Source organism: Halanaerobium saccharolyticum (assembly GCF_004362045.1).
GTDB classification, from domain to species: domain Bacteria; phylum Bacillota; class Halanaerobiia; order Halanaerobiales; family Halanaerobiaceae; genus Halanaerobium; species Halanaerobium saccharolyticum_C.
Genome location: NZ_SNWX01000002.1, coordinates 36,257 through 49,123, shown reverse-complemented (window position 1 = coordinate 49,123; position 12,867 = coordinate 36,257). Strand labels below are relative to the sequence as shown.

Below are 12,867 nucleotides of genomic sequence, written 5' to 3'. Positions count from 1 at the left end.
TCTAATCTTTTCCCTTAATTTCAATTAACTGACTGGCTTCTAAAGCCCGCTCAACAGCTTTATCCAGACTTTCTGCTGTAACTGTCAGGTGTCCCATTTTACGTCCCGGTCTAGAAATCTGTTTCTGATAAATATGAACTTTTACTCCCTCTACTGCGAGAGCCGGCTCAAGTCCTACTACTTCAGCTTTTCCTTCTTCTCCACTTCCCAGAATATTGCGCATAACTGCTGGTCTGACTAAAGTAGTATCTCCCAGCGGCAGAGCGGTAATTGCCCTTACATGCTGTTCAAACTGAGAAGTTACACATCCTTCAATTGTATAATGACCTGAATTATGAGGTCTCGGTGCAATTTCATTAACTAAAAGTTCATTAGCTTCTGTAACAAACATTTCGACACAGAAAATTCCTATTCCTTCAAAAACTTGAAGAACTTCTTTAGCAAATTCTTCTGCTTTTTGCTCTAACTCAGAAGAAATCTCTGCCGGAACTCTGGTCTCGTACAGTATATTATCCCGATGAACATTTTCGCCAGCTGGATAAACTTTCATTTCTCCAGTTAGTCCCCGGGCTGCAATGATTGAAATTTCCTTTTTAAAGGGAATATATTTTTCTACCATCAGTGGAGTTTTTCCTGCTCCTAATTCCTGAAAAGCATTTTCCACCTCAGATTGACTGTCAATTAAGGCATTTCCTTTACCGTCATAACCTCCGGTACAGCTTTTTAGCATCAGCGGATAGCCAAACTCTTGTGCAGCTTCTTTGATATCTTCTGGAAGGGTGACTTTCCTAAAATCAGGAACAGCTATTCGATCCTGTTTTAAGACATTTTTTTGATGATATTTATTCTGAATAATTTCCAGGCTGCGGGCTGTTGGATAAATCTTATAATCCTCAGCTTCCAGCTCTTTTAGGACTTCAACATCAATATGCTCGAATTCATAGGTTATTAAATCTGACAGCTGAGCAAGTTTCTTTATTGCTTCTCTGTCATCAAAATCAGCAACTAGATGCTGATCAGCAATGCTGTGGGCTGGACAATTTTTTGTCGGATCTAAAATTGTAACATAAAAACCCATCTTTTTAGCCTCTAAAATCATCATCTTACCCAGCTGACCACCACCGATAATTCCAATTTTCTGCTTTGTTTTATCTTTAAACTTCAAATTATAACCTCCCGGTCAAATTTATTTCTCCAGAGCTTTTTGCCCAATGTCATTTCGAATCTGAAAGTCTGCAAAATCAATTTTTTCTACTCCTGCATAAGCTTTATCAATTACTTCCTGAAAACTACTTCCCAGGGCTGTGACTGCCAGGACTCGACCCCCGTCTGTCAGGAGTTTTCCGTTTTCTAAGCTGGTTCCCGCCTGAAAAACAATTATATCTTCTTCTGCCTCTGCTGCTTTGATTCCTGTAATTTTTTTACCCTTTTCGTATTCTATTGGATAACCACCAGACGCCATTACAACACAGAGAGCTTTTTGCTGCTTCCAGTGAATTTCAAGCTGATCTAAATTTCCTTCGATTACAGCTTCCATAACATCTACTAAATCTGTCTCTAATAAAGGTAATACTACCTGTGCTTCTGGATCACCAAAACGAACATTATATTCTAAAACCTTAGCTTTTCCATCTTTAATCATCAAACCAAAATAAATAATTCCCTTAAATTCTAGACCTTCACTCTGAAGAGCTTTCAGTGTAGGCTCCATAATTTCAGTTTTAAAATCTGCCTTAATTTGTTCGGTCACAACTGGGGCTGGTGCATAAGCTCCCATCCCACCAGTGTTTGGACCTTTACCACCATCATAGGCGGGTTTGTGATCCTGGGAGGCAATCATTGGCACAACAGTTTGACCATCACAAAAGGCCAGGATAGTAGCCTCTTCTCCTTCTAAAAATTCTTCGACAACAACTTTTTCTCCCGCATCTCCAAATTTTTCATCCTTCATAATTATCTCAACCGCTTCTACTGCTTCTGCCTCTGTCTGAGCAACAATAACTCCTTTACCTGCTGCCAGACCGGAAGCCTTAACTACAATTGGTGCTCCTTTTCGCTTTATATACTCTACTGCTTTATCTGCTTCTGTAAAACTCTCATATTCTGCAGTTGGAATCTGATATTTCTGCATTAACTCCTTGGAAAACGCTTTTGAACTCTCAAGTCGGGCAGCACTCTGATTGGGACCAAAAACTTTAAGGCCGTGTTCTTCAAAAAAATCAACAATTCCTGCTGCCAGCGGAGCCTCGGGGCCAACTACTGTAATATCAATTTTTTTTTTAAGGCAAATTCTAATAGCGCCTCCTGATTACTTTCATCAAAATCAAGATTTTGACCATATTCTGAAGTACCCGGATTACCAGCTGCAATGTATAACTCATCTACTCTACTGCTCTGCGATAATTTCCAGGCAAGTGCATTTTCTCTTCCACCACTACCGATGAGAAGAATGTTCATTCTATCCACTCCATTTCCTTTGTGAATTCATTTACTTTAACCAGGTACAAATCGGACGATTTGTACCTGGTACCTAAATATGTTTGCATAAAAATAGCCCAGGTAGGGAAACTCTACTTTCAATGAGTAGAACCTCCCCGCCTGGGCTTTTATCCCTTCGGTGTGATATATATAGCAATATCTGTACCGCTCGGACCAGCCAGCTAAAGCTGCGGAAACCTAGGTACACTTCCCTCATAGTCGAACAATTTACGGTGTTCGGTAGAGACTTGTGGGCCATATTCCCACTATTATATGAGGTACAAATTCAATTTTTAATTTACAACTCAATCTTAACAGATGGTATTTTTAAAGTCAAGCAGGATTTAAATGTCTTAGTATTCAGAAATAAATATACTTTATGGTTGATAGGTCCCACTCACAAATCCTTTTTGAATAACATGACCTTTCATCGCTTCTAAAAGTTCTTTTTCAGTTGCTCCTGGTTCTAATTCCAGTGCCTGATCAAGGGCATAAACAATCAATCGATATTTATGTGGCTTTTCAAAGGTACTGCTCGGCAGTGCAGGTCCTCGGTAACCTATATCTCCAAAATCATTTTTCCCCTGATAGGCTCCATCTAATTCAGGAACCTTCCTAACATCTAACGGAATGTTTCCCTGGATATTATCTATCACAGCAGGAATATTCCAGATTAACCAGTGAGTAGTTCTTTCCACTGCTGCATCTGCATCATTTAATACAATTGCCAGAGTTTCAGCTTTATCATCCAGATCTTCTATTCTCAGAGGAGGAGAAACATTTTCGCCGATAGCAGTATAACGAGAATCAACCTGATTATCATAACTAAAATCAGAAATAATTTTTAAATCTGCTCTTTCTGCACACATAATATCCCTCCTGATATCCTGACTAATAAAAGCAAATATCCTACACTATAATTATATAAAATAATCAGAAAATTATCAAATTATGTAATGATAATCGATTGATTAGTCTTTTTGAAATATTTGACACTCAAAAACATTCAAACAATGTTAAAAAATGATTAAAGATATTGAAAAAGGGGAAATAATAGTGTATAATTGTTCTAAAGGAGGTATTATATATGCAAGTTTATACAACCCAGGAAGTAGCAGAAATATTGAAAATAACGCCTTCTTCTGTAATTAAATTAATAAAAAAAGAAGAACTAAAGGCAAAAAAAATTGCCCGCAAATGGAGAATCTCTGAGAATCATCTGGCAGAATTTATGGAAACTAATTTAAATCAATAACTTTTAACCAGCCGTTGAACATTAATGGCTGGTTTTTTTATTTAATTTTTTATTTATTTAAAAACTTACTTTAAATTCCAGCAAAACCCTTCCAACTATTTAGCTGCCTGGATTCTAACCTCTACTTTCTTCTTTAATAAATCGTTTTCAAAGAATCTCAAAGTATTTCAAAATAATTAATTTATATTAAAAATTGCTCAAAAGGGTTGAAAATAAATGAAAAGTATCCTATACTTAAGATATCAAATTATTCATTTGAAATATTTTTAAAGGAATGTGATACTATGATCTCTTTGTCTCAGGCTCGTAAAATGGTAATGGAAATTGGTGGAGATGACTTCCCCTCTGTTTATACAACTCTAACTCTGCAGGACTGGGCCAATCAAAACATTATCTCCCGCTTAAAAGTAAAGAATGGTAAAACGGGTTATCCCGAAATAATTGTTGCTGAAATTTTAACTGTTTTAAGGCTCAAAAATAAATATAAATTAAAGGAAATTGCTGAGGCTAAATGTTATTTAGATCTGGACTGCACTTTAGAAGCCCCCCTTTCTCCAGTTGAATTAATTAAATTTATTAATTTTAAAAAAACCTTTAGGGATAAACAAATAGTAATTAATAATTCTCTTGAGAAAATTGACTGTACTCAAAAAGTTAGAGTGCTTGCCGATAGATTAGCTGAAGAAAATAAAAAACTTAATATAGTAAGTGATTATTTAGATCAGTTTATGGAGGCGAAAAAAGAAGTGGCCGAATATTTCGGGGGAAGCGGTGAACTGAAATGGAAGCTAAAATAAAATTAATAAACAGGTATAAAAAAGAAAAAAATGCAATTATTTTAGCTCATAATTATCAGCCTAATTCTATTCAGAAAGTTGCTGATTATACGGGAAATGCTTTGACTTTAACTCAAAAAGCTATAAAAAGCAGTGCGGAAGTAATAGTAAGCTGTGGAGTAAACTGTATGGCCGAAAGTCTTAAAGTTCTTTTACCTAACAAAACAATATTAACACCTGAAATATTTGCCGGCTGTCCCCTCTCTATTATGGTTGAAGTCAAGGACATCATAGAATTAAAAGAAAAACATCCTGGGGCAGCAGTGGTCAGTTATATTAATTCTAGTGCAGAATTAAAAGCAGAAAGTGATGTCTGCTGTACCTCTGATAATGCTCTGGATATCGTAAACAAAATTAAAGAAAATAAAATCATTTTCCTTCCTGATATTCATCTTGCAGATTATGTTGATAAAAGAACAAATAAGGAAATTATCAGCTTTGGGGGCTACTGTCCTATCCATCACAGAGTTAGTCTTAATGACTTAAAAAGAATGAAGAAAAAATATCCGAATACCAAGCTGCTTGTTCATCCAACCTGTAGAGAAGAAATTAGAGAAAAAGCAGACTATATTGGCAGTATTGAAGGAATAATCGCTTATGCAAAAGAAAGTGAAGCCCAGGAAATGATAATCGGGACAGATAAAGGAATTATTTGCCGTCTCAAAGAAGAAAACCCTGAAAAAAAGTTTTATCTTTTAAGCAGACAACTTAACTGCCATAATATGAAAAGAACTAAGCTAGAAAAAATTGTAGATTCTTTAAGATATATGCAAACTGAAATTACCGTTAGGGAAGATATCAGAGTTGACGCCAGGAAATCTCTAGAAAATATGTTTAAACTTCTTGAAACTAAATCTACTGCTCAGGTGGTTTAACGGCAATTATGTATGATAAAACCATCTAATTACAAAAGCCCTCTAGAATATTCCAGAGGGCTTTAGTTACTAGTCATTTAATTTTTATTTACTTAAAGTAGAGGGCTGTAATCATCATTAAGCTCTTCACCTCTGTAATTATAATAGCTATCTTTTAAAATCCTGATCCCTCTTTTTATCTGCTTTTCATCCACAGCTGCAAAACTGAGGCGCAGATAATTAGAATATCGCTTACTGGCACTAAAAAGATGACCTGGTGAAAAAACTAAACCTTTTTGAACAGCTATTTCATAGAGTGCCTGTGTGTCCTGATCCTGTGGTAAATTAAGCCAGAAATAAAGTCCACCTTTTATCCCAAAAGTTATTTTAATTTCCTCCGGTAAATGCCCAATTATTTGCTCCCGCATCAGCTGATATCGTTTTTGGAATAAGTTTCGCTGGAAACTAATATGTTTATCTAATAAGCCTTCTCGCAGATAATAATCAAAAGCTCTCTGAGTTAAACCACCGCTGGAAATATCAGTTGCATATTTAGCTTCCAGCACTTCAGGCAGAAGTTTTTCCGGTAAAATAATAAAGGCCAGCCTTAAACCAGGCATAAATACTTTAGAAAAACTTTTAATATAGATCACTCTTCCCTGTTCATCAAATTCCTTTAAATTATTTATTCTGTTCTGATCATAATTTAGATCAGATAAAATATCATCCTCTATAATATAAAAATTATATTTCTCGGCCAGTTCAAGCAGCTGCCGCTGTTTTTCTCGACTCCAGTTAACACCGGTTGGATTCTGAAAGTTCTGCATGGTGAAAAAAAACTTTATTTTATTTTTTTGCAGATAGATTTCCATTTCCTCCAGATCAGCTCCATCCTGCTCCATCTTAATACTTTTTATCTCTGCCCGACGAGAATTAAAAGCCTGCAGCGCCCCAAAATATGTTGGATCCTCTACTATAATTTGATCTCTATAATCTAAAAGTATTTTACTGATAATATCTATTGCCTGCTGAGCCCCCGAAACCACCTGAATCTGTTTTAAAGAAGAATTGATTCCCTGCTCCTCAAAATATTTCTTAATTGATTTCCGCAGAGGCAAAAATCCCTGGCTCTTTTGGTAAGTAAAAGCCTCACCCTGGTCCCTTTCTAAAACCTGATTAATTGCATATTTAAAATCTGCAACTGGAAATAAATCGGTACTGGGAGCAGCACTGGCAAAATTAATACTTTCAGATAATTTAATCTGTCCATGTTTTAACATATCTTCTCTGTTTTCAGAATAACTAGATTTTTTCTCCGGGGCCACAAAACTGCCGCTGCCAACCTTTTTGTAAATTAATTGTTCTTCTGCCAGCATATCGTAAGCCTTAACAACTGTGGCTGGATTAACATTGACTTCTGCTGCCATTTTCCTGATTGGCGGCAGTTTAGTATCAACTTTAAGTTCATTTTTGATTTTATCCTTTAGTTTTTTATAAAGCTGCAGATATAAAGCAGAACGACTGTCTTCATCTAATTTAATCTCCAACATTTTCTCAACTCCTCAAAATTGTATTATCACAAAGCAATTTATTGTATATTGTATTATTAGTTTGACATTTTGTATTAGCTTAATTTATAATTGTATTAGTTTTTAACTTTGAATCATCTTATTTATTGTTATTGTATCATTACAATTTAAATTAAGCAATCAGGAGGAGAGAAGTTTATGTCAGAAAAATATCGTTTAAACAAAAATTTAGCTCAAATGTTAAAAGGCGGAGTCATTATGGATGTTACCACTGCGGAAGAGGCAAAAATTGCAGAAGAAGCAGGTGCAGTGGCGGTTATGGCCCTGGAAAAAGTTCCAGCTGATATTAGAAAAGAAGGCGGAATTGCCAGAATGTCTGACCCAAAAATGATCAAAAAAATTGCAAAAACTGTTTCCATCCCGGTAATGGCTAAAGTAAGGATCGGGCATTTTGTAGAAGCTCAGATTTTAGAAGCACTGGAGATAGATTATATTGATGAAAGTGAGGTTTTAACTCCAGCTGATGAATCTTATCACATTGATAAACGAAAATTTGAGATTCCTTTTGTCTGCGGAGCCACCAATCTTGGTGAGGCTCTGAGAAGAATCGGAGAAGGGGCTGCTATGATTAGAACAAAGGGAGAAGCAGGAACCGGAAATGTGGTAGAAGCGGTTCGCCATATGCGAAAAATTAATTCTCAAATAAATAATCTAACCACTTTAAGCAGTGAACAGCTGATGACTGCTGCTAAAGAGATGCAGGCCCCTTTTGAACTTGTAGAATATATAGCAGAACACGGCAAACTGCCGGTTGTTAATTTTGCAGCTGGGGGAATTGCCACTCCTGCAGATGCTGCCTTAATGATGCAGCTGGGCTGTGATGGAGTTTTTGTTGGTTCTGGAATCTTCCGTTCCGGTAATCCGGCTAAAAGAGCCGAAGCAATTGTTAGAGCAACAACCCACTATCGAGATCCACAGATTATAGCAGAAGTCTCCGAAGATCTGGGTAAAGCAATGTCCGGTATTGATGTTAATGGACTGACTGACGCCGAAAAAATGGCTGATCGTGGCTGGTAAAATGAAGATTAAAGTGGGAGTGCTGGCCCTCCAGGGGGGAGTAGCTGAGCATTTAGATCATTTAAATCAAATTGAAAATGTCCAGGCTCTGGCTGTTAAAAAACCGGAAGAATTAAATAGCTGTGCCGGGTTAATAATCCCTGGTGGTGAAAGCACAACAATCAGAAAGTTAATTAAAGCCTATAATTTCAAAAAAGCAATCAGAAAGTTTTATCAGCAGCAAAAAGTTATCTGGGGCAGCTGTGCTGGCTTAATCCTGCTGGCAGCTGAAGTTGAGGGAGAAAAAGAAGAGCAGTTGGGGCTTCTGGATATTAAAGTTAAAAGAAATGCTTTTGGCAGCCAGCTTAATAGTTTTATTGAAAAAGCTGTTATACCTAAAATTTCTGATTCGATCCAGGAGCTTGTCTTTATTAGAGCCCCTTTAATTACAGAAGTTGGAAGAGGGATCGAGATCCTCTATCAAAAAGAAGGACAAATTGCTGCTGTAGAAAGCAAAAACTTAATTGGTACCTCTTTTCACCCTGAGCTCACAGACAGCAATGCTTTTCATCAGTATTTTGTGAGCAAAATCAGAAATAAAATTAGCTGAAATAACTGTATACGGTTATATAAACTCCAAATTCCTTGCTTTCTCATTTTTTAGAAACTATAATTTACTCATAATTAACACATACCTAACACGAGGAGGAAATTATTATGAGTAGTAGAGTAACGAGAAGCAAGTTTATGCAAACAATTTTGATGACATTAACACTGGTGGCTTTATTTAGCGGTCTGGCTTTTGCCCAGGATGGACAGGCAGCAGCCAACGCAGTCGCTATTGACACCATCTGGACTTTAATTGCAGCTTTCCTTGTCTTTTTTATGCAGGCTGGATTTGCTATGGTTGAGGCTGGTTTTACCAGAGCCAAAAACGCTGGTAATATTATTATGAAAAACATGATGGACTTTGCCTCAGGTTCCTTAGTTTTCTGGGCTGTTGGATTTGCCTTTATGTTTGGCAGTGGAAACAGCTTTATTGGTTCAACCGGTTATTTTCTGCAGGATTCATTTGCCAATTTAGGACTCGATATTCCAATCGCAGCCTTTTTTATCTTCCAGACAGTTTTTGCAGCAACAGCAGCAACTATTGTTTCTGGTGCCATGGCAGAAAGAACTAATTTTTCCGGTTACTTAGCCTACAGTGTCGTAATTACCGCATTTATATATCCTGTGGTTGGACACTGGATCTGGGGTGGTGGCTGGTTAGCCGAAATGGGTATTGTCGATTTCGCCGGTTCAACTGTTGTCCACTCTGTGGGTGGCTGGGCTGCTCTAGCCGGTGCCATTGTTTTAGGACCCCGAATTGGTAAATATAATGAAGATGGAAGTGCCAATGCACTGCCCGGACACAACCTTTTAATGGCAGCACTTGGTGTTTTTATTCTCTGGTTTGGCTGGTTTGGATTTAACCCCGGTTCTACAGTAGCCGGTACTGATTTATCCATCGCTTCAATTGCTGTAACAACCAACCTGGCGGCAGCTGCAGGTGCAGTAATGGCTATGATAGTCAGCTGGATTAAATATGGTAAGGCAGATGTGAGTATGACTTTAAACGGTGCTTTAGCCGGTCTGGTAGGTATTACTGCTGGTACAGCAGCAGTTGGAAACTTATCAGCTGTTATAATTGGAGGTATTGCAGGGATTATAGTTATCTATGCGGTTGAATTTTTTGATAAACTGCAGATTGACGATCCTGTGGGTGCTGTTTCTGTGCACGGTGTTTGTGGAGCCTTTGGTACCATTGCAGTTGGATTTTTTGCAGCAGAAGGCGGCCTTCTTTTTGGAGGCGGAGTTAGTTTATTAATTACTCAGATTATTGGTGTAGTAACTGTTTTCATCTGGGCCTTTGGACTTGGATTTGCCCTGTTTAAGATAATCGATGCAGTAATCGGACTCAGAGTCTCCGAAGAAGATGAGATTGAAGGTCTTGATTACTCAGAACACGGTGCCGATTCCTATCCAGATTTCATGGTCAATGTTAAGGCTGAAAAATAAATTGAATTCCAAAATCCAAAACAGAGGTGTTGATAGATGATGAAAAAAATAGAAGCTATTATTCGACCTGACAAAACTGATCGAGTTATCGACTGCTTAGAAGAAATTGGAGTTAGTGGTTTAAACATCAAAGAGATAAAAGGATATGGTTCTCAAAAAGGACAGACCGAAATGTACCGTGGTGTCAGCTACAGAGTTAGATTGAGGAAGAAAATCAAAGTCGAAACAGTTGTAGAATATACTAAAGTTGATCAGATTGTTGAATCAATTAAAGAAGCTGTCCAGACCGGTGAGGTTGGAGATGGAAAAATATTTGTCTCTGATGTAGAAAATGCGATCAGAATTAGAACCGGTGAAGAAGGAACAGCTGCACTTTAAAAAACATATAAATCAGAGCAATAACCCTTCTGACCCTGCCGGTTAATAACGGCAGGGTTTTTATTTTTAAGAATTTCCAAATACTAAAGAGCCATCTTCATCTTACTTAAAAGTTTCTGATAGATTTCCCAGTCAAAATTAAGCTGCTGCCCATAAAAATAATTATAGGCCTCTACAAACTCTTTAAAATCAGTATTTCCAGCCCGCTCTCCAATCCCGGTAATGGTAGAACTTATATAATCAGCTCCGGCTCTCCAGGCTGCCAGAGAATTTGCCACTGCCAGGCCAAAATCATTATGGGCATGAAATTCTATTTCCATTTCTGTTTTGCTTCGAATCTCTTTCAGCATATTAAAGGTAGAAAAAGGCTCCAGAATACCAACTGTATCTGCATAGCGAAATCTTTCAGCGCCAGCATTTTCTGCTGTTTTAAGATATTCAAATAGAAAACTTTTTTCTGCTCTAGATGCATCTTCGGCACCAATAGATACCAGACAGCCAGCAGTTTTTGCATATTTTATAGCTTCAGTCATTTCAGCTAAAAGTTGAGATTTTTCTTTTTTCAATTTAACTTCCAGCTGGAGATTGGAAACCGGAGCCGAAAGATGGATATTTTTAGCTCCACAGCTTAAAGATAAATCAATATCTTCTATCTTCATTCTATTCCAGAGTAATATTTTCGCTTCCAGATTTAAATTAATAATTTTTTTAATCACTGCTCTTTCTTTTTTCCCAATAGCAGGTATTCCAACTTCAATTATATCTACTTTTAAAAGCTCCATTTTTTGAGCCAGCATTATTTTTTCTGACTCAGAAAAAACAACTCCAGGAGTCTGTTCACCATCCCGGAGTGTGGTATCTACAAATTTTATTTTTTCCATTTAAATCTAAATCCTTTCCCTATTATTTTCAGGCAGGGGAATTTTGGCGGCATATCATTTCAACTTTAACTCTAAAATTATCAGCGGTAAAGAAAAGGTAATAATTAAAACAACAGCCAGAGCAATTGACTGACTCAGATCTTTCTGGGCCATAATAAAAATAGCAGTAGATAGAGTCTGCGTTTTGCCTGATAAATTACCGGCAAACATAATGGTGGCTCCAAACTCTCCTGCTGCCCGGAGACAGGCCATAATTACTCCTGTCAGTAAAGGTTTAATACTTAAGGGAAGATAAATCTTAAATAAAATATCTTTTTCTTCGGCTCCAAAAACCATTGCTGCTTCTTTAACCTCTTCGTCAATTGCTTCAAAACCATTTTTTACTGACTGAGTAAACAGAGGCAGCATCACAAAAACCTGGACAATGATCAGAGCAGTAAAAGTAAAGGGTAAACTCAGATTCATTGTATTAATAATATCACTTAAGATTCCCCGACTGCCAAAAGTGAGTAGAAGTGCCAGTCCAGCTACAGTCGGCGGCATAACAAGCGGCAGCTTAATAAACATATTAACTATTTTGTTTATTCGACTATCCTTTTGACTGACTACATAACTAAAGGGAACTCCCACTAAAACCGTAATCATAATTGAGATTAAGATAGAAAGAACTGATACTTTAATTGCGAGCAGCGTATTTATGTTATTAACTGTAGTAACCAGACCCTCAATAGAGGTGCTTAAAAATAAAGATGATATAATTAATATTACAAAGATTACATTTATACCCGCTAAAGAGAACAAAATTATCTGGGTTAAATCCAGATCAGATTTCTTACGAAAGTAGTCTAAAAAACTATTCTCCAGACTAATATCTGGAGAAATAGCCTCTGTATTTTGTTTAGGACCAATATTTTTTCCCATTTTAATCACTACCTACTTTTATAAATCCATATTTGGCCAGAATTTTACCCCCTGCTTCAGAATACAGGTAATCAATAAATTTCAGAGCTTCCCCTTTATTTTGAGAAGAATTTAAAACTGCTGCTGGATAGGAGGCTGCAACATTATACTCTGCTTCTATTTCTATAACTTTCAGCTGTTCTGCTGTTTCTGGAGTTATATCAGGCTGAAAGATTAAAAATAATTAGAAGCAGTAAAATGCAGCTAATTAAATATAAGCTGCTCTTTTTTATTTTCAGCATAATATCATCTCACTAATTAAACTATATTTCTAATCTGTCTACTACTTTGTCATTTAAAATATGGGACTCGATAATTTCTGCTGCATCATCAGGAGTAACACTTCCATACCAGACAGCATCAGGATAAACAATTACTATTGGACCCTGGGTACAGATTCCCAGACAGCCAGTATTTGTAATAATCACCTCAGAACTTATATCCTGTTCCTGAACCTCTCTCATTAAATTCTGAATTAATCTAACAGAATCCCTTCTCTCACAAAATCCTCGCTGCTGACCATTAATCCGGGAACTGCTGCAGACAAATATATGTTTTTTGGGTTTATTCATTATCATTGCT

General features: G+C 36.9%; 14 protein-coding genes, 1 pseudogene and 1 riboswitch. Of the genes and pseudogenes, 7 read left to right on the top strand and 8 right to left on the bottom strand.

The genetic code is table 11. The annotated features are described in order from the left end of the window. Position 1: 1 nt before the first annotated feature. The 3 genes and pseudogenes from DFR79_RS01670 to DFR79_RS01660 form a co-directional block, all read right to left on the bottom strand. Positions 2-1,165 carry a 5-(carboxyamino)imidazole ribonucleotide synthase gene (locus DFR79_RS01670; protein WP_133513769.1) on the bottom strand — a complete coding sequence of 388 codons (1,164 nt, stop codon included), beginning with the start codon at positions 1,163-1,165 and terminating at the stop codon, positions 2-4. A 21-nt stretch (positions 1,166-1,186) separates the two neighbouring features. Then, positions 1,187-2,457 (bottom strand): annotated as a pseudogene (purD, locus tag DFR79_RS01665) (phosphoribosylamine--glycine ligase). A 217-nt stretch (positions 2,458-2,674) separates the two neighbouring features. Then, a riboswitch (purine riboswitch) is annotated at positions 2,675-2,775 on the bottom strand. Positions 2,776-2,855: 80 nt separating this feature from the next. Beyond that, entirely contained in the window at positions 2,856-3,347 is a 492-nt protein-coding gene (locus DFR79_RS01660; protein ID WP_133513768.1) for a YbhB/YbcL family Raf kinase inhibitor-like protein, read from the bottom strand. Positions 3,348-3,565: 218 nt separating this feature from the next. Between DFR79_RS01660 and DFR79_RS01655 the strand changes: the two genes are divergently transcribed. The 3 genes from DFR79_RS01655 to nadA all read left to right on the top strand — a co-directional run bounded on the left by DFR79_RS01655 (position 3,566) and on the right by nadA (position 5,444). After that, entirely contained in the window at positions 3,566-3,733 is a 168-nt protein-coding gene (locus tag DFR79_RS01655) for a helix-turn-helix domain-containing protein (RefSeq protein ID WP_133513767.1), read from the top strand. Positions 3,734-4,017: 284 nt separating this feature from the next. Continuing rightward, positions 4,018-4,530: a hypothetical protein gene (locus DFR79_RS01650; protein WP_133513766.1), complete on the top strand. Its 513-nt coding sequence runs from the start codon at positions 4,018-4,020 to the stop codon at positions 4,528-4,530. After that, positions 4,515-5,444 (top strand): quinolinate synthase NadA, encoded by a 930-nt coding sequence (gene nadA / locus DFR79_RS01645; RefSeq protein WP_133513765.1) that lies wholly within the window; start codon positions 4,515-4,517, stop codon positions 5,442-5,444. Before DFR79_RS01650 ends, nadA begins: the two co-directional genes overlap by 16 nt. A 92-nt stretch (positions 5,445-5,536) precedes the next feature. Here nadA and DFR79_RS01640 read toward each other — a convergent pair whose 3' ends face one another. Continuing rightward, the gene (locus DFR79_RS01640) at positions 5,537-6,973 is read right to left on the bottom strand and encodes a PLP-dependent aminotransferase family protein (RefSeq protein ID WP_133513764.1); all 1,437 of its coding nucleotides are present in this window, start codon (positions 6,971-6,973) and stop codon (positions 5,537-5,539) included. Between the two features lie 177 nt (positions 6,974-7,150). Between DFR79_RS01640 and pdxS the strand changes: the two genes are divergently transcribed. The 4 genes from pdxS to DFR79_RS01620 all read left to right on the top strand — a co-directional run bounded on the left by pdxS (position 7,151) and on the right by DFR79_RS01620 (position 10,444). After that, complete coding sequence (gene pdxS / locus DFR79_RS01635; protein ID WP_133513763.1) at positions 7,151-8,029, top strand: pyridoxal 5'-phosphate synthase lyase subunit PdxS; 879 nt, start codon at positions 7,151-7,153, stop codon at positions 8,027-8,029. Between the two features lies 1 nt (position 8,030). Continuing rightward, positions 8,031-8,618, top strand: coding sequence for a pyridoxal 5'-phosphate synthase glutaminase subunit PdxT (gene pdxT / locus DFR79_RS01630; protein ID WP_133513762.1), 588 nt, complete (start codon positions 8,031-8,033; stop codon positions 8,616-8,618). 107 nt (positions 8,619-8,725) lie between these two features. Then, complete coding sequence (locus DFR79_RS01625) at positions 8,726-10,066, top strand: ammonium transporter (protein ID WP_133513761.1); 1,341 nt, start codon at positions 8,726-8,728, stop codon at positions 10,064-10,066. Between the two features lie 39 nt (positions 10,067-10,105). Continuing rightward, complete coding sequence (locus DFR79_RS01620; RefSeq protein WP_133513958.1) at positions 10,106-10,444, top strand: P-II family nitrogen regulator; 339 nt, start codon at positions 10,106-10,108, stop codon at positions 10,442-10,444. 83 nt (positions 10,445-10,527) lie between these two features. Here DFR79_RS01620 and DFR79_RS01615 read toward each other — a convergent pair whose 3' ends face one another. From DFR79_RS01615 to DFR79_RS01600, 4 genes are all read right to left on the bottom strand, one after another. Next, entirely contained in the window at positions 10,528-11,325 is a 798-nt protein-coding gene (locus DFR79_RS01615; protein ID WP_133513760.1) for a homocitrate synthase, read from the bottom strand. A 54-nt stretch (positions 11,326-11,379) separates the two neighbouring features. Then, positions 11,380-12,246, bottom strand: a complete 867-nt coding sequence (locus DFR79_RS01610; RefSeq protein ID WP_133513759.1) for a molybdate ABC transporter permease subunit — start codon at positions 12,244-12,246, stop codon at positions 11,380-11,382. A gap of 1 nt (position 12,247) precedes the next feature. Then, positions 12,248-12,445 (bottom strand): substrate-binding domain-containing protein, encoded by a 198-nt coding sequence (locus DFR79_RS16515; RefSeq protein ID WP_432207090.1) that lies wholly within the window; start codon positions 12,443-12,445, stop codon positions 12,248-12,250. Between the two features lie 103 nt (positions 12,446-12,548). Beyond that, a complete protein-coding gene (locus DFR79_RS01600; protein WP_133513758.1) occupies positions 12,549-12,857 on the bottom strand; it encodes a 2Fe-2S ferredoxin in 309 nt (102 codons plus the stop codon). Positions 12,858-12,867: the final 10 nt, after the last annotated feature.